22 protein-coding genes are annotated in these 26,752 nt (G+C 38.4%); 15 read left to right on the plus strand and 7 right to left on the minus strand.

What is annotated here, in order from left to right; translation table 11 throughout:
- Genes AWM68_RS18965 through AWM68_RS18990 form a run of 6 tightly spaced genes read left to right on the plus strand, consistent with a single transcriptional unit; the run spans position 1 to position 7,318 of the window.
- Positions 1-1,413, plus strand: coding sequence for a lipopolysaccharide biosynthesis protein (locus AWM68_RS18965; RefSeq protein ID WP_066245361.1), 1,413 nt, complete (start codon positions 1-3; stop codon positions 1,411-1,413).
- Between the two features lie 12 nt (positions 1,414-1,425).
- Positions 1,426-2,481 (plus strand): non-hydrolyzing UDP-N-acetylglucosamine 2-epimerase, encoded by a 1,056-nt coding sequence (wecB, locus tag AWM68_RS18970; RefSeq protein WP_066245363.1) that lies wholly within the window; start codon positions 1,426-1,428, stop codon positions 2,479-2,481.
- Between the two features lie 30 nt (positions 2,482-2,511).
- The gene (locus AWM68_RS18975) at positions 2,512-3,888 is read left to right on the plus strand and encodes an O-antigen polymerase (RefSeq protein WP_156488462.1); all 1,377 of its coding nucleotides are present in this window, start codon (positions 2,512-2,514) and stop codon (positions 3,886-3,888) included.
- Positions 3,885-5,000 (plus strand): glycosyltransferase, encoded by a 1,116-nt coding sequence (locus tag AWM68_RS18980; RefSeq protein WP_066245365.1) that lies wholly within the window; start codon positions 3,885-3,887, stop codon positions 4,998-5,000. Before AWM68_RS18975 ends, AWM68_RS18980 begins: the two co-directional genes overlap by 4 nt.
- Complete coding sequence (locus tag AWM68_RS18985; protein ID WP_066245368.1) at positions 4,997-6,073, plus strand: glycosyltransferase; 1,077 nt, start codon at positions 4,997-4,999, stop codon at positions 6,071-6,073. The genes AWM68_RS18980 and AWM68_RS18985 overlap by 4 nt, the downstream gene beginning before the upstream one ends.
- Positions 6,074-6,097: 24 nt before the next feature.
- Entirely contained in the window at positions 6,098-7,318 is a 1,221-nt protein-coding gene (locus tag AWM68_RS18990) for a glycosyltransferase family 4 protein (protein ID WP_066245370.1), read from the plus strand.
- A gap of 294 nt (positions 7,319-7,612) precedes the next feature.
- Here the strand turns inward: AWM68_RS18990 and AWM68_RS18995 are convergent, their stop codons facing one another.
- The 5 genes from AWM68_RS18995 to AWM68_RS19015 form a co-directional block, all read right to left on the minus strand.
- On the minus strand, positions 7,613-9,121 hold the full coding sequence (locus tag AWM68_RS18995; protein ID WP_066245373.1) for a SpoIID/LytB domain-containing protein: 1,509 nt from the start codon (positions 9,119-9,121) through the stop codon (positions 7,613-7,615).
- A 5-nt stretch (positions 9,122-9,126) separates the two neighbouring features.
- On the minus strand, positions 9,127-9,801 hold the full coding sequence (locus tag AWM68_RS19000; protein ID WP_066245375.1) for an SH3 domain-containing protein: 675 nt from the start codon (positions 9,799-9,801) through the stop codon (positions 9,127-9,129).
- Between the two features lie 19 nt (positions 9,802-9,820).
- Entirely contained in the window at positions 9,821-12,268 is a 2,448-nt protein-coding gene (locus tag AWM68_RS19005) for an SH3 domain-containing protein (RefSeq protein ID WP_082820790.1), read from the minus strand.
- Positions 12,269-12,451: 183 nt separating this feature from the next.
- Positions 12,452-13,486: an LCP family protein gene (locus AWM68_RS19010; RefSeq protein ID WP_066245377.1), complete on the minus strand. Its 1,035-nt coding sequence runs from the start codon at positions 13,484-13,486 to the stop codon at positions 12,452-12,454.
- 147 nt (positions 13,487-13,633) lie between these two features.
- Entirely contained in the window at positions 13,634-14,272 is a 639-nt protein-coding gene (locus tag AWM68_RS19015; protein WP_066245379.1) for a YigZ family protein, read from the minus strand.
- Between the two features lie 579 nt (positions 14,273-14,851).
- Here AWM68_RS19015 and AWM68_RS19020 point away from each other — a divergent pair.
- Positions 14,852-16,000: a sensor histidine kinase gene (locus AWM68_RS19020; RefSeq protein WP_066245381.1), complete on the plus strand. Its 1,149-nt coding sequence runs from the start codon at positions 14,852-14,854 to the stop codon at positions 15,998-16,000.
- 12 nt (positions 16,001-16,012) lie between these two features.
- A complete protein-coding gene (locus AWM68_RS19025) occupies positions 16,013-16,744 on the plus strand; it encodes a response regulator (protein WP_066245383.1) in 732 nt (243 codons plus the stop codon).
- A 329-nt stretch (positions 16,745-17,073) separates the two neighbouring features.
- Here AWM68_RS19025 and AWM68_RS19030 read toward each other — a convergent pair whose 3' ends face one another.
- On the minus strand, positions 17,074-18,867 hold the full coding sequence (locus AWM68_RS19030) for an ATP-binding protein (protein ID WP_066245384.1): 1,794 nt from the start codon (positions 18,865-18,867) through the stop codon (positions 17,074-17,076).
- 196 nt (positions 18,868-19,063) lie between these two features.
- Positions 19,064-20,425, minus strand: a complete 1,362-nt coding sequence (locus AWM68_RS19035) for a glycosyltransferase family 2 protein (protein ID WP_066245386.1) — start codon at positions 20,423-20,425, stop codon at positions 19,064-19,066.
- Between the two features lie 363 nt (positions 20,426-20,788).
- On the opposite strand from AWM68_RS19035, the gene AWM68_RS19040 reads away from it, so the two are divergent.
- From AWM68_RS19040 to flgK, 7 genes are all read left to right on the plus strand, one after another.
- A complete protein-coding gene (locus tag AWM68_RS19040; protein WP_066245388.1) occupies positions 20,789-21,637 on the plus strand; it encodes a DegV family protein in 849 nt (282 codons plus the stop codon).
- Between the two features lie 48 nt (positions 21,638-21,685).
- Positions 21,686-23,182 (plus strand): DEAD/DEAH box helicase, encoded by a 1,497-nt coding sequence (locus AWM68_RS19045; RefSeq protein ID WP_066245389.1) that lies wholly within the window; start codon positions 21,686-21,688, stop codon positions 23,180-23,182.
- Positions 23,179-23,889, plus strand: coding sequence for a ComF family protein (locus tag AWM68_RS19050; RefSeq protein ID WP_066245392.1), 711 nt, complete (start codon positions 23,179-23,181; stop codon positions 23,887-23,889). Before AWM68_RS19045 ends, AWM68_RS19050 begins: the two co-directional genes overlap by 4 nt.
- Before the next feature lie 80 nt (positions 23,890-23,969).
- On the plus strand, positions 23,970-24,365 hold the full coding sequence (locus tag AWM68_RS19055) for a TIGR03826 family flagellar region protein (RefSeq protein WP_066245393.1): 396 nt from the start codon (positions 23,970-23,972) through the stop codon (positions 24,363-24,365).
- Between the two features lie 88 nt (positions 24,366-24,453).
- The gene (gene flgM, locus AWM68_RS19060) at positions 24,454-24,720 is read left to right on the plus strand and encodes a flagellar biosynthesis anti-sigma factor FlgM (RefSeq protein ID WP_066245395.1); all 267 of its coding nucleotides are present in this window, start codon (positions 24,454-24,456) and stop codon (positions 24,718-24,720) included.
- Positions 24,721-24,731: 11 nt separating this feature from the next.
- Positions 24,732-25,190 carry a flagellar protein FlgN gene (locus tag AWM68_RS19065; protein WP_066245397.1) on the plus strand — a complete coding sequence of 153 codons (459 nt, stop codon included), beginning with the start codon at positions 24,732-24,734 and terminating at the stop codon, positions 25,188-25,190.
- Between the two features lie 21 nt (positions 25,191-25,211).
- On the plus strand, positions 25,212-26,747 hold the full coding sequence (gene flgK, locus AWM68_RS19070; RefSeq protein WP_066245398.1) for a flagellar hook-associated protein FlgK: 1,536 nt from the start codon (positions 25,212-25,214) through the stop codon (positions 26,745-26,747).
- Positions 26,748-26,752 lie beyond the last annotated feature (5 nt).

A 26,752-nucleotide genomic window follows, 5' to 3' on the forward strand; every position in this document is an offset into this window, starting at 1 on the left:
TTGTTAGCGCAGCTTAAACGTTTAGGAGGGGATTCCCTCCTTTATGCGTTAATGAATGTGGGTACCAAATTAATCGCATTCTTGATGCTACCAATTTTTACGACGTATCTAGGAAAAGAGCAGATGGGTGTTCTAGAAAACACAGACGCTTTTACATCTATGCTCACGTTCCTTGTTATTTTCGGTACAGATTCAGCGCTGGCGTTCTACTTTTTTGATACAGATAAAAAAGAATTGAAAATCAGTTATGTCCAAACGGTTCTCCAATTTAGACTGGCTATTTCTTTACTTTGTTTGATAGGTGCCATAATAGGCGGAGAATGGGTTTCGGTGCTTGTGACTGGGAAATCTGGATATGCATTCGTGGTCATTGCAGCGATGGTAACACTTGTTTTAGAGTCAATCATTACACTTGTGCTAACCTATTATCGCTACGAGTTCAAGGTAAAAAAAGTTGTGATCTATACGGTTTTGCGTCTTGGTGGAGCAGCTCTATTTGCCTATATCTTCTTAAAGATGTGGATGGAAGAAGTAGATGTAATCTATTATGGCCGTAATATTGCAGCTGGTGTTATAGTTGTACTGCTTTTACCTGAATTGTTCAGACTTGTAAGAATTAAAGTAGATAAACAAAAGCTATGGGCGATCTTGAAATATGCCGCCCCGCTTGTTCCTGCTTCTCTTGCTTTCTGGGTGATTGCTACTTCTAACAGGTTCTTCTTAACTTACTTTGAGGGATTAGGAAGTGCAGGTATTTATGGAGTTGCGGTTAAGTTCGCGACGGTTATCACATTGCTTACATCCAGTGTTCAGATGGCCTGGCGTCCTTACACGATGTCAATTAAGGAACGACCTGATGCTGAAAAGATTTTTTCTAAGTTTTCTATAATTATTCTTGTCGGGGGCATTCTAGGATTACTGGGAATAGCAACTTTTATTCCTTATATTTTCAAATTTATGATTTCTGATCCTGAATTTTATAGTGCTAGTCATTATATTGCACTCTTAAGTGCAGGGACATTTTTGAACTTTTATTACTTAATTATTTCGGTAGGATTATTTATAAAAAAAGAGACTAAGTATATCTCTGTCTATTTCATCGCTGCAGCAGTAATCAGTCTAGTTCTCAACTTAGTCTTGATTCCTTTGATGTCCCTTTGGGGTGCAGCATTAGCAGTTGTCATATCCTATTTATTTGCCTGCATAATGATTTTTAGAAAGAGCCAACAAGTTTATTATATACCGCTTCCGGTAGGTAAGATGGTTTTTCTATTCACTACAGGTATGATTGCTATGGGCACACTCGTCTGGGTGCATATAATAGAATTACCGGTATATTATTTAACCTTCCCTTGGTTGTTCTTCGCAGCAACCTTTGGGGTTTCAAGAGTTTTAAAAGAAATTAAAAGCTAAGAGGTGCTATTCATGAAGGTGTTAACAGTACTAGGAGCGCGTCCGCAGTTTATTAAGGCCGCACCTGTATCAAGAGCTTTGCGCGAGTCACACACAGAAATTATCGTTCATACAGGACAGCATTACGATGCCAATATGTCTGATATTTTCTTTGAAGAGCTTCACATTCCAAAACCGGACTACCATCTTGGGGTCGGTTCTGGTAATCATGGTAAACAAACAGGCCAAATGTTAGCAGATATCGAGACGATCATTCTTGATGAGAAGCCAGACTATCTGCTTGTTTATGGTGACACGAATTCAACGTTAGCAGGATCTCTTGCAGCAGCAAAGCTACATATTCCTGTTATCCATATTGAAGCTGGATTGCGCAGTTTTAATAAAAAGATGCCAGAAGAAATCAACCGCATCATGACGGACCATGTTTCTGAATTCCTTTTTTGTCCAACTGATACAGCAGTGAAAAATCTTCATGATGAAAATATTACAAAAAACGTAATAAACGTCGGTGATGTTATGTATGATGCGGTTGAATATAATCGTAAGCTTGCAGCTGATAAATCAGAGATCCTTCAAAAACACGATTTGAAGAGCAAAGAGTTTTTATTGATAACGGTTCACCGTGCAGAGAATACAGATAACCTTGAAAACATTACTAACATCCTAAAAGCTTTTTCTGAGATTGAAGATCAAAAGGTATGGCCGATTCATCCGCGCACGAAGCACAAGCTTGAGAGCATGGGATTTGATTTGGCTTCTATTCCCAACTTGCTTGTTATCGAACCTGTGGGTTACTTAGACATGCTTACTCTGGAAAATCACGCGAAAAAAATCCTTACAGATTCAGGTGGCGTTCAAAAGGAAGCATATTTCATGCAGGTTCCGTGTGTTACTTTGCGAGAACAAACGGAATGGGTGGAAACGCTTGAGAGTGAAGCGAACATTCTGGTTGGTACAAATGTTGAAGCGATATTAGAAGCAACTCGAAAAGAAGTAAACCCAAAGTATAAAGAAGTATTTGGCGATGCAAAGGCTTCTGAAAAAATTGTCCAAGCCATTCAACAATAAAGATTTACATCAGGGTAACGGGGGAAAATCATGTTTTTGACTTACGCAATGATCTGGCTGATCGTATTAGGAATATCAATATCCTTGTTTAGAAAAGCAGGAGGAAGTCTATCCATTTTAAGACCTAATCTTCTTTCTCTTGTCTTTTATTACTCCTTATTCGTCTCTAGCTTTATTGGCAGTCTATTGATTGTAACGAAAACGGATCAGTTTTATATGATGCATAAGGTTCCGAATGATGAATATCGGCTTATCGGATTCATTCTAGTCTGTCTTGTCATGATTATTCTCCCCTTAACTGTATATCTACTACAAAAATTAATTGGTTTTGATGCGGCTAAGGAATTTAACCACTATTTTGATAAACCGGTCGTTCTTCCATTTACGAAAGAAAAAACAGAATTTTATATTCTTTTTTCCGGTCTATCTACCATCTGTTTATTAGCTGTTGCCTATACGATGCTAAAACTAAACGCAATTCCTTTACTTGAACTTATAAAGGGCTCAAGCAATGCGGGGCAACTTAGAATTGAAGCTTCAAGAGGTTTTCAGGGGAATGTCCTTATCCGTAACATTTTTGCTATTGCCTTAACACCTATTTTATCGATAATTGCCTTTATTTTTGCTCATAAGACAAGAGAGCTAAAGTGGATTGTTCTCGCCGTTTTATTAATCGGGGCATCATTTGTGATCACTACTTATGATCTTTCAAAATCTCCGGTATTCTTTTATATGCTTAGCATGATTTTGACTGCCATCTACATTGGCTTTGTGCGCTTATCATATAAAAGAATCTTACTAATTGGGATAGCTGGATTTGCATTATTGTTCGGTATGTATGCTGCTTTAGGTGCTAATCCTTCTTCCTTCTTATCCTATAATTCTGGACCGATAGGAAGAATGTTTTTGTCGCAGATCGCACCATTTTATATGCATCTTCAATTATTCGGCAACGGTTTTCCGTTCTTAGAAGGAAGCAGTTTTCCTGGTATTATTAATCAGATGTTTGATCAAGTGCATGCAAGATCAGGACGTGTGGCTATGGGCTATTTTTATCCAGAAAAGGTAGAAGCGGGTACCGCAGGGGTACTTAATACGCTTTTTATCGGAGAAGCTTATGCAAATTACTCCTACCCTGGAGTTATCATGTCTATTTTATATATGGGTATGTTTTTGGCTGTTATTTATATGATATTCCTTCGATTACCTAAGAACCCTGTTTTCTTGGGAATGTTTATATACTTCACTATCAATATTCCAAGATCCGTAGTTGGAGGGTTCTTTGATTTTATTTTCAATCCTCTTTGGATTATGATTTCCGTATTCGTCTTTTCTGTATACTTTGTAATTAAAGTCCGCATTGGAGTTATGGATTTCTTGAAAAATGGTAAAGGAGCAGGACAATGAGTAACAAAGCAGTTTTAGTTTATTTTCCATTCAAGTTAGCTGAAAAGGCGGACAGTGGTTCGAAATTACGTCCAATTGAAATGCTTAAAGCATTCAGACAATGGGGAAAAGAAGAAGAGGTAGAGATTATCGAAATCAATGGAACCTCAGAAGAAAGAGCAGCAGCGTTTAATCAGTTAAAGTTAAAAGGTAAGCTTCAAAATCTTTGGTTTTGTTATGCCGAGAATCAAACAATCCCGATTTGGCTCACTGATCCTGGTCATAAACCAAAAAAGCCTTTTATTGATACTCAAGTATTTAAATTCTTAAAGGAACATAATGTACCGATGGGCATTTTTTATCGGGATGTATATTGGAAGTTTGATGATCTTTATCCTTTAAAGGGGTTAAAGAAAAAAGTCATGCAGACAATCTATCGCCGTGAAGAAAGATTTTACGAAAATTATGCTTCAGCCATCTTTTTGCCAAGTGCAGCTATGGGGAAGTACGTTGACATTAATCAGCCTAAAGTACCTTTACCCCCTGGCGGTAAAGAGACAGATCAAATGAATGCTGATAAAACATTTTCTCATCAGGGCATCTATGTGGGCGGAATAGCGAATGATGATTACGGATTACCTCTTTTATTAGAGGCTTTAGAAAACTATCCTTCGAATAAAATGCAGCCTAAGTTAACGATCGTATGTCGTGAGAACGAATATAACAAGCTTCCTGAAGAACAAAAACAGCGATTGCAAATGCTTAATGTTAATCTTCAGCATATTAGCGGCGATGAACTTACAGAGCTATATCGTTCAATGGATTATGCCTATATTCCAAGATTAAAGAGCGAGTATAATAATTTTTCTGTACCTGTTAAACTTGTAGAGTATTTGTCTAACGGCTTGCCAGTTGTAGCAACAGACTGTGAGGCACAGAAGGCTTTTATCGATTCAGGCAATTATGGTGTCGTTTGTGACGACAGAAAAGATGCTTTTATTAAAGCCATTGAAAATGTTGAGACAGAATGCAATAGCTATCGGAATAATATTCATGATACATTTCTTGAAAGAAATTCTTGGCTTGCACGAGTAAAAACTGTAAAAAACACACTTGTGGGGGAGACGAAATGAAACTTTTATTATTAGCCCCTGGCCGCTCGATCCACACTCACAAATGGGCACTGTATTTTAAACAAAAAGGTTGGACAGTAAAAGTTGCAACTTTTGAAGATCATTATTCTGAAGAAAACGCCAAGGAAGTTGATACGGTTATCCTGCCTAAGAAGCTCCCAGGAAAACTAAGCTACTTTGGAGCGGTACCATTTATCAAAAAGCTTTTACGCACGTTTCAACCGGATATTTTTCATGCTCATTTTCTTTCAAGCTATGGATTAATCGGAGCTCTTACAGATTTTCATCCTTATTATGTTTCTGTATGGGGAACAGATATCTTTCAATTTCCACAAAAAAACCCATTAAATCGAAAAATGATCGAATTTACATTAAACAAAGCAGATCGTATTTGTTCTACTAGTCATGTGATGGGAAAAGAGACAAATAAATATACAAACAAAGAAATCAGCATTACCCCATTCGGTGTGGATCTTGATGTGTTTAAGCCTATCCCAAAAGAAGACAAGCCTATTATTCAGATTGGTATTGTAAAAGCCTTATCTGATAAATACGGAATTGGTACTTTGATCAATGCCTTTAAAAAGGTTCACGAAAAACATCTTAATACTGAACTAGTTATTGTTGGGGGAGGCCCTCAATTAGAAGATTATAAAAAACTTTCGGAAGACTTGAGTATTGGTGATCACGTAAAATTTGCAGGAAGAATTCCTAATACTAAAGTACCTGAATTTATTAATCAGATGGACATATTCACTGTACCCTCACGAGATCAGGAATCATTTGGGGTCGCTGCAGTTGAAGCGATGGCCTGCGGTGTACCTGTTGTAGTAACGAATGTTGGTGGACTGCCGGAAGTTGTTATGGAAGGTGAAACAGGATTCATTGTACCGAAAGAAGACCCTGAGAATCTAGCAGCTGCCATCAACCAGCTGATTGAGAATAAAGAGGAACGGTTACGCATGGGACAGAATGGTGTCGTGCATGTCAGAAAAGAGTACGATTGGTATGAAAATGCGTCGCGAATGGAAAAACTGTATCAACAAACGTTAAGACAGTCTCAATCGGTGTAATGAATTGAAGGTGAGAACGATATTATGAAAATCATTTTACTTAGTCAGCATTTCCCGCCTGAAGTGGGAGCACCGCAAATTAGATTTTATGAAGTTGCAAAGGAATTAATCAGCAGAGGCCATCAGGTTGAAGTAGTAACTGCTTTCCCGCACCACCCTATGGGAGTAATCCCGAAAGAGTACCAAGGAATGTTTTATATGAAGGAAGATTATGACGGTATTCCTGTTCATCGTTCATGGATTTATCCAAGTCCAAAGGGTGCCTTCTGGAGACGTTTAATGTCTTATTTTTCTTTTACATTCAGTGCTTTTTATTCTTTAGCAAAAGCAAAAAAAGCAGATGTCATTATTACAAACTCACCACCATTGTTCCTAGGAATAACAGGTTATGTAGGAGGGTTATTTAAAAGAGCGAAATTTGTTCTTTTTGTTGCTGATATTTGGCCTGAATCTGCTGTGAAGCTTGGTATATTGACAAATAAAAAATTTATACGCCTAGCTGAAATTCTTGAAAAGTTCTTATATAAAAAGTCATGGAAGATGGCGGGTGCTACAGAAGGTATAACGAAATATATTGGCGATAAAGTGAATCGTCATGAGGATACGTTCATGCTCCCTAACGGTGTAAACACGGATACTTTTGCACCGCTCGAACCAGATGCGGAACTAATGGACGAACTATCCCTCCACGGCAAGAAAGTATTTGCTTATACTGGAACAATGGGTTATGCACAAGGACTTGATTCTATTTTACTTGTGGCGCAAAGAGTAAAAGAAGAACTTCCGCATGTTCACTTTTTATTCATAGGAGATGGACAAGAAAAAGAGAAGCTCTTAAAAATGAAGGAAGAACTTAACCTGACAAACGTTACGTTTAAGGATTCTGTGCCAGTAGCCATGATGCCCAAAGTTTTCTCCATTTCCGATTACAGCATTGTACCATTAAAAAATTTAGAAATTTTCAAAGGTGCTCGTCCTTCGAAGATATTCCCAGCACTCTCAACAGGAACTCCTGTTTTGTATTGTGGGGAAGGGGAGGCAGCTGATCTAATTGAGGGTAATCGCTGCGGTGCAGTAGCAGAACCAGAAAATGTAGACGCTATTGCTGAACAAGTCAGGTATCTTGCCAATTTACCTGAAGAAAGCTTCCAACAATTAAAGGAAAATGGACGAGAGTTTGTTGTGAGAGAATATTCATGGAAACGAATCGTCGATGATATTTTAAAGAATTTAGATCAAAAGTAGAGACCAACTGACTTTAAAGGTGCTTTGTGCGCTTTTGTGGTCAGTTTTATTGATGAAAAAGCAAGCTTTACGTCTATAAAGCAAAAAACAGAAAAAGCTGACTTGGAAAGTTTATAAAGTAACTTTCAAGTTCAGCTTTTTCTGTATAAATGATGTTTACTTTGGTAAGAAACCCATTAAGTTGTGCTAGTGTACCTGGTGAGCACGAAAAAAGAGCTTTAATGCGCGAATGTTTAATACATATAAGACAAACATCCTCATTCGTATTACTAAGAAGACGCTATTTTTATAAAATTATTTTGATACTGTCGTTCCAGGGAAATAATGCTTAACAATTTCGACGCCCGAAACGCCCTTTTTAGCCATTGCCTGTGCCCCATATTGACTCATCCCGATACGGTGCCCCCAGCCTTTTCCTGTAGCTTTAATTGTTGCAGGATCAGATGATTTGGATATAACACCGTTCGCTGTTTGAATGCTGACATTTGAAGTGGTAACTGGAGCCGTTTTACCACTAAGCTGCACGGATTGTCCGCTAACTCCAAACTGTGAACTTACTCCACTAGCAGTCTGTACGCTGTAAGTTTTTTGTAACGTAAGATCAAACCAGTTAGTACGTAATATATTGGAATCTGTTTGGAAGTATCTACGAATATCTAATTCATTTAAATTCGAAAACGATTTTGTCCCTTCAGAAGTTACAAGTGTTGCACCTCTAACTTCTCCATTCTGTCCCGGCTTATATAATTGAATGTCATATAAGACAGTATCAGATTTGTAACCAAAATTATTTAATATTTTTCTAGCACTCAATGCCTCTGTCCATGAATTGTAAGGTGATGCCTCATCCGGACTGTTAACACTGACTAAATAAGGAAAAGAAGATTGACTAGAGTTCCACACATCTGAAACATTTGCAGTTCTTCCACCACTTGTTGAAAAGAAGAACGTTTGGACAGGAACGCCTTTATATTTTACGACAAGTCCATTTGTTGCTTCAACGGCTGCAGAAGATCGAGATGCTTCTGAACTATATCCACGGTAAACTTGGCTCATCGTTCCACTGCTCAGTGTATTGCCAGCTTTAAGGGCAAAACTTCGAGCCACAATGGCTTGTGCTTCTAAAGCTTTTGGCTCCCAAGAAGCAGGCATTTCATTTGGTACCACACCTTTTAAATAGTTTTCCATATCCAAGGTATTGATCACTTTACCGGAAGCATCAATATCTATACTGCCACGATACTGTCTTCCATTTACAGTTGCTAACGAAAGAGAAGGAGCTGCTACGGGTTCATATGTTGAACTTCTAGAAGCCCATCCAATAATTCCACTTCCTGTTCTTACGTTAAACCATTTGTCGCCATTTGCCGCAGTGTGAACACCAATATGCTCTACAACTTCACCCTTTTTAGCAGTGGTTGCTGGACTAGATGCGGTAGAAGCACTTTTGTAGATAATCGTATCTGATGAGAAACTGTGAATTTGACCCCCACCGACTAACTCTTGAAGACGATAGCCTGTAGTAGAAGAAAATTTAAGATTATTTAATGTTGCTACAAGGCTAGTCCCACTTTTTGTGAAACTTAAATTCGCATTTGGCTGTAAAAAAGCCTTTTCACCGGTCTGTAAGTTATGCAATAAATAAAACCCACTATTATAGAGCGTGAAGCTTGTATTATTGTAAATCTGTACTTTTACCGGAGAAGAATAGTTAACAGAAGTTGCTGCATCCGCTTTTTGTGTAGCAAGAGGAGACAGCATCACAGCGGTCGCTGATATAGTTAATGCTAATTTCTTCAACATAAGCCTTATTTCACCTCACCAAGAGAGGCAGCCATCCAGCCGCGCAAACCAGCAGAAGTTTCAACATTGTACCAAAGATCTCCGTTAGAAGCAGTAAAGCTGTTTACATACTTTAATACCGTACCAGAAGGCACAGTTTTTACGATTGCATATGAAGTAGCAGCGCCTTTGCGAATATTTGTAGATGCTTTTGTCGTAACGCTAGTAGGGCTTGCAACTGACGTTGTTGAAACATTACTTGCTATAACCCAGCCATATAGGTTATTGCCAAGATTGATACGATACCAGATGCCTGTTGAAGCCTTAAATTGAGCGACAACATTCATAGCTGTACCATATGGCTTTTGTGCAACAAGCTTATAGGAAGTAGCTGCACCCGAGTATAATTTAGCAGTTGTTGATTTTACATATACTTTGCTAGGTAAAGCAACAGTGGTTGGAGGAGGCGTAGTTGTTCCTCCTGTTGAGCCAGTTGTTTTTAAACGTTCAACTTCTGTTTGAAGCTCTGCCACTTTCGTTTCCAATGTAGAAATTTTTGTTTTCATTGGATTAATTTGCGCATTTACCCATTCAACGCTTGCGAGTAAAACATTACTCTCCGCACTTGTACCTGTTGCAAATGAACCAAAAATCACCCCAACACCTAATAATCCTGCAGCCCATCTTTTTTTCATAGTCATTTTATAGTTCCCCCTAAAATTAATTAAAAAAGTTTTGTAACCCAATGCGTATACCAGTTGCCGCATCTCTTCTGAAACTATCAGATTTTAGCAGTTTTTCTTCCTTTGGATTGGATAAATAGGCTAGCTCTACTAGAATACTAGGTAATTCATTTTCCCGTGTAACATAAAAATCATTGTTTGTATAGCCACGATTGTATGTACCTAATTCCTTGCTCAGAGCAGCTTGAACATCCCTTGCGAGAAAATGGCTTTGTGAACCGTTAAAATTTTCAGATGTATTATAAAATGTTTCAGTTCCGCGTGAAGTAGAGCTAAATGAATTGGAATGAATGCTGACAAAAGCATCGTAATCAGATTTATTTGAGATATCCGTTCGTTCACTTAATTCTAAGAAAACATCACTTGATCGAGTTAGCAAAACACTAGCACCGCTTCGTTCTAACTCAGCTTTCAAATACTTTGCAACCGCTAAATTAACATCTTTTTCTTTTACGCCGCTAGGTCCAATAGCTCCCGGATCATAATCCCCATGACCAGCATCAACTATTATTTTTTTACCTTTTAGCCCTTTTGGCATAACCTTTAAATTTAAAGCATTTTCATAGTTTCGTAGAGTAAATGTATAATTTGCATGTAAAACAACCAATAGCGATTTTGTACCATTATTGTTTTTAATAATTTTTGTATCTACAATGCCAGTAACATTACCAGGAAGCTGGATAGAAGCAATATCACCACTAATTAACAGCTGGTTTGTTGCGGGAACTGTATATTTTATTGAACTGATTGCACTTGCTTTTTCCCATTGAATATGATGGGTCGTTGAACTTATTTTTGTAATAACTGGATTTAATAATCCTTTTGGAGATGTGGAAGAGACATTCTCTTTTAAAATCCAACCTCTGACCCCAGATGTTGTCTCAACATTGTACCAGTTGTTTAATGACCAAAGCTTAATTAATGGGGTGCCTGCAGCTATTGAACCAGCAGATGAAGAACTTGATGATGCACTTTTATAAAGTTTTGTTGAAGATACGCTATAAAGGTGCGGCATACTTTTTAAAGAGTTATATAGCTCCCAAGAAGGCGTCCATCCAGTTACTCCAGCATTTGTTCTAACTTGCAACCATTTGTGTCCTGTGGATTTATTCGTGAATTCCCCTAGAATGCTCAGCTTTTCTCCATATGAGAGTTTATTCGTAACTTTGTAGCTTAAATCAGCGCCTCGATATATATAGGCATTTTTTGTACCAACATATTTGGAGGTTGTTTTAATTGCTGGAGAACCACCTGATACAACAGTTGAGCTGATCCACCCATATCGTTTTTTGCTGTATTCAATTCTGTACCACGTTTCATTTTTGCTATTAATAAAAGTATCAATAACATTGAAGGATTTCCCTTTTGGCAGGGTAGATACCTTTTTATAAGTGGTGCTCGCACCACTTCTTACGATAGCACTAGTTACTTTAACCGTAATTTTTGTAGCTTTTATTTGCTGTGGAGAAAGATGTTTAGCTGGAACCCAACCAAAAGATTTGGAAGATAATTTTAGACGATACCACTTTCCACTCGAACTATTATGCTCATCGATAATGGTTACTTTTTGGTTTTGTTTTAAAGTAGCAATTGTCGGGTATACGTTAGAAGCTCCTTTTCTAACTGCCAGATTATGCTGAGATACATACAGAGTTTTTGTAGTATTTTGTTTAATCACGCTATTACTTATTTTGCTACTAAGCGAACTTGTGAGTACCCAACCAGACATTCCGTTGACAAGAACTCGAGACCATTCCTCATCCTTTGCATTAATAAAACGATCAATGACTTTGACTTTACTATTAAGATCTAATGTCAAAACAATAGGATAGGTATCAGTAGCACCTTTATGTACGTTAGCTTTTAAAGTTTGTGTGTACATTATTTTTTCAGTTAAGGCAATATCTGATTTTGAATCAACATCTTTTAAATACTTTTCTTGAATCCAGCCTACATTTTTATTACTTTGAATTCTTGACCAATACTCACCAGTTGTTTGATTTTTGAATTGTTCGAGAACCGTAACTTGCTGTCCCTTTTTTAAATTTTCTACGGATAAATATGTAATAGAAGCTCCTCTTCGTAAGTTAGTTTTATCCGAAAGAACGTAAACGCCTTTTTTAAAAGGATGTTTCTCTACATTAGATTTGTCAGCCGTAAGATACTGTGAAATCACCCAACCTTTAACGTTTCCAAGGTCTACTCTATACCAAACTTCTTTTTTGCCATTCGTGAATTCATCAATGACTTTTACCGCTTGCCCTTTTTTTAAACGTGCAATAACTTCATAATCTGTAGTCGCGCCTTTCCTAACATTTACGTAATCTGCATTAGTTATCATGTTAGATGAATTATTTTGAGCATGCACAGTTAATGGAGTCAGTACAGAAGTAATAACTAATGAAGATGCAATAAATCTTTTCATCCTTCTCTCCTTTCTATTTACCACTATTCTACAAAAATTTTGTCACTTTTTGTTCAAAAAAATAGAAAAATATACAAAAATATATAAAAAAGTAGAAAAATAAACATTTTTTCCTAGATAACTAAAAAATAATACCCTCCGAAATTATTATCGGAGGGTATTTCATGAAGTTAATATATTTTTTTAATATTCCTCTTTTTCTTGATTGTTTGAATTTTGATAATTTGAATTAGAGGAATTGATTTCAAGTATTTGTTTGATTCTTTCTCTAACTTCTTCAATAGAATCATCTTTTGGAATTTCATATGATATGCCATCAATCATTTCAGGATAGGTTTCCAATGGTAAGGTTTCTAACTCCTGGTTTTTGATGGTTTTGTAGAAATTTCTCATAGCAAACATTTCTTTAAGCGTGATATTTGTTTTAACGTTGCTGCCAAGTTGATCAATAACATTATCTGCTTTAGTAACGGATTGAACAGAAATAGCTTTATCCATTATGGCCCGTATGGCTTCACTTTCTCGTTCGTTACGGCCAATATCACCACGTGGATCTTGTTTACGCATTCTAACAAATGCAAGAGCTTCTTCACCGTTTAAATCCATTTCACCTTTTTTAAAATAAATCATTCGCTCAAAGGAAGGTTGCTTAAAGTCGAAAGGAACATTTACAGTAATTCCATCTAACTCATTAACAATTTCTTCAAAACCTTCAAAATTAGTGGATACAAAATAATCAATTGGTACATCTAAAAGCTCTTCAGTTGCTTCCATTACCGCTTTTTCGCGTTGGTTCTTTTCCCCGTAAGCGTAAGAGTGATTAATCTTATCTTTTCTGTCGATAGCTGGAATATAGGTTCTTGTATCACGAGGTATATTAACCATTGCAGCTTCTTTCGTTTCAGGATTAATCGTAATAAGTTTTACAACGTCTGCTCGTCCAACATCATTTTCCTGATAGTTTTCAATGCCTACTAGAAGAATAGTAACTGGATCTTTTCCAAGTTGCACTTCATTAAGTCGCAAATCAGACTTATTCTCTTTTAATTCGACAATACTTTTATCAGAATTAGCTTTAATTTTATATACTAGATAGCCTCCGTATCCTGCCGCGGTCAAACCAAATAAGAGGGTAACTAAAAAGACAAAACGCATTAAACGCCGAAAGGGGCTTCGTCTTTTCCGACGACGAATCCTCGAATTTTTAGGTTGATTCATAATATTTTAAACTCCCTTAGTCCAAATTATTGGAAGTAATTAATTAAATTTAACTTCTTCATAATATCGTAATAGACAAAGTTAGACAATTGTCGAAATTACGACATTATAGATTTCGGCAAGATTGGATGCTTGTTGGGTATACACTTATGATTTCACATCTTTTTCCAAATACTCTTGCTCTCCAAAAACAATTTCACTTTGAGCATTCGATAGATCCGTAATCCACTCTCTAAATGAGTCTCTTTCTTTTATCGGTACATACATCTGAATCTCCACTTTTTCCAAGTAGGTCATCTCTTTGATGGGATAGACGGAGTTGCGCAGTTCATTTTCCATTTTTCCGAGAAGAGTATAGTCAACGGTGATATGAACGATCTGTTGAAGTTGACGTTCGACAACGCCAATATGGTTGAGGCCTTCTGAAACGGATTTGCCGTATGCGCGGATTAATCCTCCCGCACCAAGCTTGATCCCGCCGAAGTAACGGGTCACAACAGCAACCGTGTCTTTCAATTCCCGCTTTTTGAGCACTTCTAACATCGGAACACCCGCAGTGCCGCTCGGTTCACCGTCGTCGTTTGCTTTTTGAATATTGTCGGTTTCGCCAATTAAATAGGCAGAGCAGTTGTGTGTAGCGCTGCTGTGTTCTTTTTTGATTTGCTGGATAAAATGAAGTGCTTCTTCTTCTGTTGTTGCTCGTGCAATATGGGCGATAAAGCGCGATTTATCGATGACGATTTCGTGCTGGCCGGTTTTCTTTACAGTTAAATAGTTGGATAACATTTATTTGGTAGCTCCTTTAAAGTTTTGAAAGTATTTAAATTACTTTGAAAGTAGTTGATTTCCGTTCCAAGTACTTCGCTTTCCGCGGGGCAGGCGGTGAGCCACATTGGTACGTTTCACGTATAAGTGTCTCACCTGACCGCTTGTCCTAGCCGAGAGTCTCGCACCTTCTACTCCAATCAACTTTCATTGAGGATAATAAAAAAGAATTAAAATATAAAATAACAAGTAAAAAATCCTTACCTAGGCTCAATCTTTTAAAAATGAGCCAAGAAAAAACAGCAATTGTCTATTTTAAGAAATTCCAATGTCAAAATTGTCGAAAAATCTTCATTCTGTTCGCAGAACATGATATCCTTCATTATAAGGTGATTATAAAAAGCATTCAAATTCTTAAAATTTTTTTAGCAAGAAAAGTCATAAAATTCCACATCTTGGCGAATGTAGTATATTAGAAGGATTTATGTGTTTCTTCGTTTCGTGCAAGATGTGGTTAAGAAGTCCTATATGCAAATTAGGTAAGATGGTTCTAGAACTTCCGTTTACACTTCTTTATCGTTTTAATTGGGGGAAATTTACATGACTGCAGCTAAGTTAACGATAGATCCACATTTGTTGGACGGAATATTAAACCAAACCATCGATACGGTTACAGAAAGTCAGTCTCAGATCTTTGAAATCAGCGAACAATCACGGCAAGAGTTTCAGCAGCTGCGCCGAGAGCTTGAACTGGTGAAGCAGCAGGTGATTGAGGTTATTCATAAGTCGGATCGAACCGAAGAGTATGCCAAGCTTGCGCGAACACGTTTAGCTGAGGTAAGCAAGCATTTTCAAAAGTATAGCGAGTCAGATATTCGCGATGCCTATGAAAATGCCAATAAGTATCAAATTGAGCTTTCGATCATCCGGCAAACGGAAAAACAGCTTCGTGAAAAAAGAGACGAGCTGGAGCGTAGAATTGGCGCACTGAACGATACGGTTCAAAAGGCTGAATCTTTAGCAGGTCAGATTTCTGTAGTATTAAATTATTTGAACGGGGACTTAAGAAAAATTAACGAACTTGTTCAAAACGCTCAACAGAAACAAGAATTTGGTCTTCAGATCATAGAAGCCCAGGAAGAAGAGCGTAAACGGGTTTCAAGAGAGATTCATGATGGTCCTGCTCAATTGATGGCAAATGTCCTGATCCGCTCTGAACTTTTAGAGAAAATCTTTTTAGAGAAAGGAACTGAGGCAGCCCGTGTTGAAATAAAAGATTTACGGGTTATGGTCCGTGATTCCTTAAAAGAGGTACGCAGAATCATTTATGATTTGCGTCCGATGGCTTTGGATGATCTAGGTATCGTTCCCACATTAGATAAGTACTTGCGAAATATTAAGGAAAGTACTGGTATAGAGGTTGAACTTCATGCACTTGGACAATCCAGAAGGTTCCCGAACAAGATGGAGATTGCGATTTTCCGTTTGATTCAAGAGTCAGTAAATAATGCCGTTAAGCACTCAGACGCAAAGCTGATTGAAGTAAAACTCGAGTTTACCAAAAAATTTATTTCATTATATATCCGAGATGATGGCAAAGGATTCGATATGGCACAGCCCACTAAATCCAATTCCTTTGGCATGATGGGGATGAGAGAGCGGGTCGAACTGCTCGAAGGTACGCTAAAGGTGAAATCCCGCATAAACTTCGGTACAAGTGTTTACATTCAAATTCCCATTCAAGACTAGGAGGGTTCACACATGAATAATGTTAATGTGTACGAAAATAACGCCTCAGCACCTGAGAAGACAAGAATTGCAATTATCGACGACCACCGTTTGTTCCGTGAAGGAGTTAAACGCATTCTAGATATGGAAGATCAATTCTCTGTTGTTGCTGAAGGTGATGATGGATCAGAAGCGGAAAACATCGTTAGAGACCATAATCCTGATGTCGTGTTGATGGATATCAACATGCCGAACATCAATGGGGTTGAAGCGACACGCCGTTTGGTAGAGAAATCGCCAGATACAAAAGTTATCATCCTATCGATCCATGATGATGAGACTTACGTGTCCCACGCGGTTCAGACAGGTGCATCGGGTTATCTTTTAAAAGAGATGGATGCTGATTCATTGATCGAAGCCGTTCGCGTTGTTGCGGATGGTGGAGCGTATCTTCATCCGAAGATCACGTACAACCTTCTGAACGAATTCCGCCGCTTATCAACAACGAACAAAACACAACAAAACAAAGCTGGTTTCGTAGAAGTCGAATACCGCAAACCACTGCACATTTTAACGCGTCGTGAATGTGAAGTGCTTCAGTTGCTAGCTGATGGGCGCAGCAACCGCACAATTGGAGAAGAGCTGTATATCAGTGAGAAGACTGTTAAAAACCATGTAAGTAACATTCTTCAAAAGATGAATGTAAACGATCGTACGCAAGCGGTTGTTGAAGCGATTAAAAATGGCTGGGTAAAAGTACGTTAATAGATAGTGATAAAAAAGACCTTCGAGTGAGAAGGTCTTTTTCTTTTGAAGAGCTTAAAGCGTGGAGCTTGATGCGAAGAATCTATATGAAAATTTATTGTGGACGAAGTTATTTGGTTAAAGCAGGGATGGAGTGTGGGTTGTTGATTTCCGTTACAGATGCTCGCTTTCCGGGGGGCGTGCGGTGAGCCTCCTAGCGCTTTGCCCTTAGGAGTCTCACCTGTCCCGCTGATCCCCCAGGAGTCTCGCATCTTACACTCCAATCAACTTGGCTGTGATGAATAGTAAGTGACTCAAACAACAATTCCTAAAGAAGATATGTTTTATAGCTAGCTTATGCTCATTTCAAGCGTTCTTTCCTCTACTAAAACATTGATGGGAAACTGAAGTGACACACTCGTTCCACTGCCTTCTTTTGATTGAATCTGCATCTTGCCGCCGTGGTTTTCGACGATTTGGTAGCAGATCAAGAGGCCGAGTCCTGGATTGCCTTCTTTTGTTGTATAAAATGGCTGCCCGAGCTTAGATAAAAGATGGTCAGGAATGCCAGGGCCATCGTCTTGAATGGCAACGTGAATGGTTTCCTCAATTTTTTCTAGCTGAACAGAGATATTTCCCCATGACGGTGTTGCTTCAATCGAATTTTTCAATATATTTAAAAAGAGCTGTGTCATCAAGTTTTCTTCACATTTGAAAAGGATTGGGTGATCTGGCAGATTCAGTTCCAGTGAAGTTGTGTGAAAATCTGTTTCGTCTTCCATATATTTAAGCGAGCGTTTAATAATGGCTTTTAGGTCATGGTCGTGTTTTAGGATCATGTGCGGTCTTGCCAAGATCATGAGCTGACTGATGATAAAATTAATACGGTCTGTTTCACGGAGCATGATGCCTAAAAAATGGTGTTTTTCATCAGTCGTGTTTTGTGATTGGAAAAGCTGTGCAAAGCCTTTAATCGAAGTGAGCGGATTTCGGATTTCATGAGCAAGACCTGCTGCAAGTTCTCCTACATAGGCTAGAGTATTTGCCCGTTGCTTGAAGTTTTGAGCTTCATTGATCGCGGTCATGTCTTTTGCGATACCGATAACAGCGGTGATTTGGTTTCTAATGTAGTAAGGAATACTTGTGATCTCAAGCTCAACTTCATGTCCGTTCTTATGAAAAATCGTAAGGGGATGTTTAATGGTTTCGCCTGACAACACCCTTTTTTGAAACTCAAGTGAATCATCTACTTCATCATCTTTTAACAGGTTTGTGTAAGGCATCCTTTTTAATTCATCCAGCGTATATCCTGTTATTCTTTCAATGGATTTGTTAGCTTTTATAAAATTACGATCAGGTCCGATAACAAATACACCCTCAGGATTAAGTTCAAAGAGCGAATTGTAGCGGTGCTCAGATTCCAAGAGTTCAATCTCGTGCTGTACGAGCTTTTTTTGATTGCGCTGCTCTAAAATATATAAGACTAAAACGACAATTGTTGCCCCGAAAACAAGTAGCGTAGCCACCATATTTATATTGCTAGTCGGAAAGTCATTATGCCAATTATAAGTGGGAGTGCGGCTGATTAAGGCCATCTCGCCAATGTAGTGCATAAGGCTGACGCCAGCTGTGAATGACAAACTCGTAAGGATTTTTTTGAAGGGTACATGTTGTGTGGATAGAATCATAAAACCTAGAACAGAAAACAAAAAAGCAGAACCAACGGATAGCAAGATAAATAAAAAATTTGGCTGAATCGGCATATGAATATGCATAGAAATCATACCGATTGAATGAACGGAAATAAGCCCGATGGAAAAGATAAGAGCAGATGATATGCGTTTATATTTAATTTTCGATGAGGTAAATAGGAAAAAAGCTGAATAGGAAAATAAGATCCCAGTTGCAAACGCAGCAGCCATCGTCGGCATTTTATATTCAAACGGAACAGGGCTCTGAATGGATAACATCCCCATATAATGTGTAGCCCATACTGCGATACCCATCGTAACGGAACCTACTAACAAAAAATAGTGCTGCAACTTTTGCTTTTCTGTGAGTCTTAATGCCCAGTCAATCGACACAAGAGCAAACAGAAAGCAAACGAATAGAGATAATATCACGACATATAGATTATGATCCAATGGTCCTAACCCTCCCCTTAAATCCTGTTTCACATTCTAGATTCTTCCAAATCCGACAAATTCCTTCTTGCTTCGAAAAAAACTTTTAAAAAGTTTAAGTATTTGCGTGCTGAATAATGAACAGAGGAAAAATACCGCGTATATTTCTATTAGAACTATTTGAACAAGAGTGCAAAATTAACGAATCTAGGTTTTACTATTTCCATACTCTCTTTAACTTGAAAGCTTCCTGTATGTATCCCCATGTAGAGATCGGAGACATGAGCATTTGATAAAAACAGACAAATACAAAAAAGCCTAATATGTTTTTCCTGATTCTTAATTCTAAACGTTTAAAGACGTTTTTCTGATAATAATAGAGGAAGCCATAACTAATTAAAGTTAGTGGCAATACTAACAGGGTAGTCAGTCCAACGATCCAGTAATAACCAAAGAATGAGAGAATGAGTCCTGGTAACCAGCAAAAGGTGTAAACGATATCAAGGTAGGGCATGATGAGGTTAATCCCCGTTAAATATTTTATATAAGGCTCTGGTTGTTCCCATGGTTTTGTTTGTTTCAACGCTTCAATCATGCCTCTTGCCCATCTTGACCGTTGTTTCGCAAAGTGAGTAAGCGTATCGGGTACATCTGTAAATGCAACCGCAAGTGGCTCAAAATATACTTTCCAACCCTTTTTCAGTAGATTCCATGTGAGTACGATGTCTTCACCGATGGCATCTGGCCATCCACCCATATCTTTTATCCTCTGAGTATCATAGATACTAAACGCACCTTGAGCGACAAGGGTACCTTGATATAATCCCTGCAGTCTCTTAATGGATGCAATTCCTAAAAAATAATCCCATTCCTGTATCCTTGCCAAAAGGTTACCTCTGCTGTTACGCACAAGTACAGATCCGGCCACTGCACAGATGTTAGCAGGGGAACTCGTGATTCTTGCGACCAATAACCGTATGGCGGATTGGTGTAAAATTGTATCCGCATCTAGAGTTATGACATAGTTAGTCGTAACTGATTTAAGCGCTGTATTCAACGCATTGAATTTTCCAGGAACTTCTTCCTTAATCACTCTTACATCGAGGTTAAACATAATTCCAGCATTAGCTGCTATCGTGAAAGTTTTGTCCGTTGAAGCATTATCAATAACGAAGACTTCTATAGGACCAGAATAATCTTGCTTACTAATATAACGTAATGTTCTAGCAATGACTTCTTCTTCATTTCTTGCGGCTATCAGTACACTTACTTTTTCATTAGGGTGTTCATTCTTAAAGGGTGGTTGTTTATCAAAAAATAGAGAGATTACTAAGAAAGCATTAAGGTAACCCGGAACATAGGAGATGCCTGTTATAATAAACAGGGCAATAGGAAAAGTTACAATTTCGGATAAGTCATCTAACCAGGGAATAGAAACGTAAATGGAGAAGGCCATCCATAAAAACGCAATAATATGACTCGTCCAAAATTTAGTTATGATGGGTATATATATTTTCTTTTTTAATGGCTTTCTTATTTCTCTTCTGGGCGGAAAAGAATAGTTAAATTCTGTTTTCATATGCGCCTCATTCTAAAAAAGAATATAAATCTTTATTTCTATATCGGGTTAAATCTTCTTATATTAAGAGAGAAGAAAGTATATAGAGAAAGCGAAAATTTCAACCCCAAATATAAAGGTATTTAGGGAAAATCTGTTCCTCTGAAACCAGAATTTCAAATAACTGTTATATGAATCTGTCCATTTTTTTAATGAAATTTTTCATTATAAAGAAAATTGCTAGAAAAATCTTAAAAGGGTAAATTGAGAATTTCTAGAATAGATAGTCTAAGTAAAACTGAATTTAGTGAATTAGTTTTCCTGATGGTGTACACTGTTAGAGGAGAAAAACTTAAGATTTTTGCATAAGAGAGGACTAAAATTATGAGCAAGGTAGCCGTCATTACAGATAGTACTTCATACATACCCGAACATATTCGCAACGAAAAAAATATTGTAATGATTCCGCTCAACGTGGTTTTCGACAATGAAACATACAAAGAAGAAGCTGAAATTAAAGCAGACGATTTTTACGATATGGTAAGTAAAGAAGAGACTCTGCCAAAAACATCTCAGCCTGCGATCGGCGAACTTGTAGAACTATTAGAAGAGCTTTCTCGTAATTATGATGAAGCGGTCATGATTACGTTATCGAGCGGTATTTCTGGCACGTATCAAAGTGCAGTGGCAGCGGGAGAGATAGTAGAAGGAATCAAGCTGCATGTGTTTGATTCAGAAATCAGCTGTTCACCACAAGCATTCTATGTCCTGAAGGCAGCAGAACTAGCGAGTGAAGGTTCGAACGGTTATGACATCATGAACCATCTGTTGCAGATGAAAAACAACGGAATTCCTGCGTACTTCGTAGTGGATGACTTGAACCACCTTCATAGAGGAGGGCGGTTGAACACAGCTCAGCTTTTTGTAGGCAATCTGCTTCAGATCAAACCGATCCTTCATTTTGAAGACAAGAAGATTATTCCTTTTGAAAAAGTGCGTACGAAGAAAAAAGCGTTAAAACGTATTTTCGACATCATGGATGAAAATGTACAACCCAATCAAAAAGTCAAAATAAGTGTGATTCATGCCAAGCGCGAGGATGAAGCGGTTGAGATCGCAGAAGAGCTGCGCGAGAAATTTGTGAACGCAGACGTTTGGGTCAGCTATTTCGGCCCTGTTATTGGCACGCATCTTGGCGAAGGATCGCTCGGAATTACGTGGGTAAAAGAATAGTATTGGAGAGATGAAAATGAAATCTCTAACACAAGAGGGGACAACACGATGAGGTTTGTCTCCTTTTCTTTAAACAACCGTTTAACAATCGCCCCTGAACACCTCGTGAATAACCCCAGTTTAATAGCAGTCCCGTTTAGTAAGCTCCCATCATTTAGTCAGCCACCCTTGAACCCTTCGTTTCACTTTGATAAAAACCTTCAGCATATTCTTCATGGTAAGTCACTTCTGTTTGATGAACTTCCTTTTGAAGTAGAAAAAATACATGAACACTATGAGAATGGATATTTGATGTACTCACCAGGTATTCATAAAACCAAGTATGGTTATGCATGCAGTCGGTGCGGAAATGAAAAAAGTCGGTGGTTTGCTTCCTTTTCTTGTTTTCGATGTAAAAGTGATTCATGTGTATATTGCCGAAACTGCATCATGATGGGCAGGGTGAGCGAGTGTACACCTTTGTTGTCTTGGACGGGACCAGAAGTAGAGTGGTCAAAAGCTAATAATCTATTGTGGTACGGGCAGTTATCCAGTGGCCAGCAAGCTGCGTCACAGAGATTTGTTGATGGAGTTGAAGGTGAGGGTGAACTTTTAGTATGGGCCGTGTGTGGTGCTGGGAAGACAGAGGTGCTTTTCAAAGGGATTGAAAAAGCCTTGAAGTTGGGATTACGTGTTTGCATCGCAACACCTCGAACAGATGTGGTGTTGGAATTAGCACCTCGTTTAAAATCGGTTTTTCCTGAAACGCTAGTTGCCAGTTATTATGGTGGATCTGATGAAAGAGATTTACCAGCACAACTCGTTATTTCAACCACCCATCAACTGTACAGATTTAAACAAGCGTTTAACATCATGATCGTCGATGAAGTCGATGCCTTTCCGTATTCCTACGATAAAACCCTTCAGCACGCGGTTACTCAAGCCGTTCATCCTAAGCATTTTACTTTATATTTATCTGCAACACCATCTAACAGAATGAAAAGAGCAGCGAAACAGGAAGTGCTTCCTTGTGTAAAAATATCGCGGCGTTTTCATGGACATCCGTTACCCGTTCCGAAAATGGTTTGGAGTGGAGAATGGAGAAAAAGAATAGCAGCTAAGAAATTGCCAGCTCCTTTTGTGATGTGGGTGAAGAAACAGGCACAGAGTGGGCGGCGAGCGATGATCTTTGTTTCATCTGTATCGATGCTCGATACAGTGACTGACATTATAAAAAAACACGTATCAGTCATAGTAGATCGTGTACATGCTGAAGATCCGAAGCGAAAAGAGAAGGTTGAGCAATTTCGTCAAGAAAAGATACAGCTATTAATTACAACCACTATTTTAGAACGAGGTGTTACCGTTCCTTTTTTAGATGTTGCCGTATTGGGTGCAGATCATGATGTGTTCTCTGAGAGTGCTCTCGTTCAAATTGCTGGGAGAGCAGGGAGAAGTAAAGACGACCACGATGGTCAAGTACTATTTTTCCACTATGGGAAATCACTGAGTATGGTGAGAGCGGTAAAACATATTAAACATATGAATCGGGAGGATGTGACATGAGTTATTGCCTTAACTGCCATCAGTCTTATATGGAAACATGGTCATGGCAGGCTTTTCTTGGTTTAGGGATTGTACCACTGTTGTGTCAAGATTGTGAAGGAAGGCTAGAGTTAATAAAAGGAGAGATTTGTAGAATATGTGGTCGTGCCTTTTCATTATTTCCCGAGCAATATCGACAGGGTGACTGTTGCTTTGACTGCATTCGGTGGGAGGAAGATCCAACATGGAACGGTGTTCTACAGCAAAATCGGTCACTTTATGTCTATAATGATTTTCTAAAAGAAGTGATCGCGAAACTAAAATACCGCGGAGATGCTGAGATCGTTAAGGCATTTTACCCAGTGGCTAAAACATCATTTAGGAAGATTTCCCGAAATGGACTCGTTATACCGATTCCTTTAAGTGAGGAACGACATTATAAAAGAGGATTTAACCAAGCAGAACTTCTAGCCAGAGGATTTTCCTCACAACCAGCACTTCTATTAAAAAGAAAAACGCATGAAGAGAAACAAAGTAAGAAGACGCGAGAAGAGCGCTTGGTGCAAAAAGAAAACCCATTTCAAGTGATTGATGCAGAAAAACTTCAGGGTCAGAACGTCTTATTAGTCGATGATGTGTACACAACAGGCAGCACACTTCGTTATGCGGCTAAAGTCCTGTTAGAGGCTGGAGCTAAACAAGTATCCTCCATTACACTTGCTCGATAAATAAAACGAATGACCTGTTAAAATACCCTTAGCATTTTCCGATATAAAATAGAGATAGATGTGTTAAGGAGCGGAACGTAATGAATAATCTATTGAACTGTCCACAGTGCGGGAAACTTTTTCTTCAAGGAATTCGTAAGTATTGTGACACTTGTTATCGTGAAGAAGAGCAACAGTATGATAAAGTGTATCGTTTTATCAGAAAAAGTGAAAATCGGAACGCTACAATTGTAGATGTAAGTGAAGCAACAACTGTTTCAGAGAATAAGATTATTTATTTTATACATCAGGGTAGAATCAGAGTTAAAGGATATCCGAATTTTACTTATCCGTGTGATGGATGTCAGAACCCTATCAATGATGGTCGCCTCTGCCAAACGTGCAAAGACAAACTGAAGTCAGAACTCTCAATAGAGGACTTTATAAAACGAAAACAAGAAGAAGCATTACCTTCTTACCATACAGATGACAATTAACCTAATTTCTTTTCATTGCTTAAAGATTTCTTCAGAATTGCCGATATAAAGATTAAGAAAAAACAGTCTCTAAACGAGGTGACGAACGATGCGAATCAATCATTTCAACTCTATACAAAACAACCCATACAAAAAACAGGTGCCACCTATGAAGGATAATTATGTGCAGACTGCATACAAAAAAGACGAAATTCAAATTTCAGATGAAGCAAAGAAATTATTGTCTTCTTCTAAATTTGAACAAGACCGAACGGACAAAGTAAACGAAATCAGACATCAAGTGGATAATGGAACGTACAAAGTGAATATTTCAAAAACCGCTGCATCCATTATTAGCTACTACAATAAGGCGTAAGGAGAACTTCCATGGAAACGGCACAAATGACATCACTTCTTGAACGTTTGTTTAACGCGCATCATGATCTTCTTGCTTTAGGAGAACGGAAAACAGAAGTGCTTAAATCAGGAGACATGAAGGCGCTCGATGTCTTATTAAAAGAAGAAGATCTGCAAGTGAAGAAGCTTCAGGTTATTGAAAAAGATAGAATGCTTAAGTTTGCAAACGTGACATTGGGTGATGTTTTAGAGCAGGCGGAAGAGCCGGAAAAAGCTAAGTTGGTTTATCTTCAAGATCAGCTCATCCATACCTTTGATGCATTGAAAAGCAGAAACGAACTTAATCAACAACTATTAGAACAGTCTCTTCAATATGTAAATATGACACTAAGTATGGTTCAGCCAACTAATGAACCAGTAACCTATGGGAACTCGAAGAAAAATGGGTACACCAATCAAGCAACATCACTTTTTGATTCAAAAGCTTAAACTCACTGGAGGAACTTGAGTATGACTTCAACTTTTCACGGATTAGAAACCGCTCGCCGAGGGATGTATACACAACAAATTGCCCTGCAAACAACAGGCAACAATATTGCAAATGCAAATACACCGGGATATAGCAGGCAAAGAGTGAACTTTGTTCAGACTGAAGCATATCCCCCTGCTAGCATGAACCGTCCTCAGATTCCTGGGCAAATGGGAACAGGCGTACAAGCCGGTTCTATTCAGCGTGTAAGGGAAGGTTTTTTAGATACACAATTCCGAGGTGAGAACAACAAGCTTGGGTATTGGGGTGCTAGAAGTGAAGCGCTTGAAAAGATGGAAGACATTATGAATGAGCCGTCTGATAACGGACTCGCTAAAACGCTCGATCGTTTCTGGCAGTCATTGCAAGATCTTTCTGTGAATCCTGAAGATTCAGGGGCACGCTCGGTTGTGAGGCAGCGCGGTTTAGCTGTAGCAGAAACGTTTAATTATCTATCAAACTCACTTTCTGCCATACAGGGTGATCTTAAAACTCAAGCGGACCTAACAACGAAAGAGATCAATGCTCTTTTAGATGATATCAATAGCATTAATAAACAAATTAGTGAAGTCGAGCCGCACGGTTATTTACCGAATACGCTGTATGATGAAAGAGATAATTTAGTAGATCGATTATCGACTTTATTAAATGTAGAAGTTTCCATTCAGCCAAGCGGCGGAAGACCTGATCCGATCGCTGCTGGTCTGTACGATATTAAGATGAAGGACAAAGATGGTAAGGAGTATCTTTTAGTAGATGCTAAGAATCAGAGTGTCAATCCTCTTACTATTCAGTATGATGATGGTGGAAACGGACTAGCAAACGGTATTAAAGTTGCTGAAACTCCTATTAATCTTAGTGAGTTTGCTGGAGGAAAGCTTAAGGGGTTATTAGAATCATATGGCTTCAATGATGCAGGTACTGTAAAGGGAATCTATCCTGAAATGTTAGCTAACCTTGATCAGATGGCTTATCAATTTGCTTCAGAGTTTAACAACGTCCACTCACAAGGTTGGGGCCTAGGTGACATGGGGAAAGATCCTGCTAAACGAAATGAGTATCAGTTCTTTGATTTTGCAGGCACGATAGATGCATCCAATATTGGAGGAGCCGCAAAAAAGCTGAAGCTTCATAAAGATATGGACGAACTAAATAATATTGCTGCAGCGACACAGTCATTTGGCGGTGATGGTAGCAACGCGTTATTGTTAGCTGACGTAAAAAATAAGAAGCTTGGGTTTCCAGGCAGCACGGCTTCTCTGCAAAGTTTTTATGAAGGTGCCATAGGGAAAATGGCCGTTGATGCACAACAAGCCGTTCGACTAACAAACAACTCTGCGGTTTTGACAGAATCTGTGCAACAGCGCCGTTTATCGGTTAGCGGTGTATCATTGGATGAAGAAATGACCAATATGATTCAGTTTCAGCATGCGTATAACGCAGCCGCTCGAACGATTACCGTATTTGATGAAATGCTCAATAAAATTATTAATGGCTTAGGCGTAGGCGGAAGGTAGGGAAC

This window comes from Fictibacillus phosphorivorans (assembly GCF_001619875.1).
Taxonomy (GTDB): domain Bacteria; phylum Bacillota; class Bacilli; order Bacillales; family Fictibacillaceae; genus Fictibacillus; species Fictibacillus phosphorivorans_B.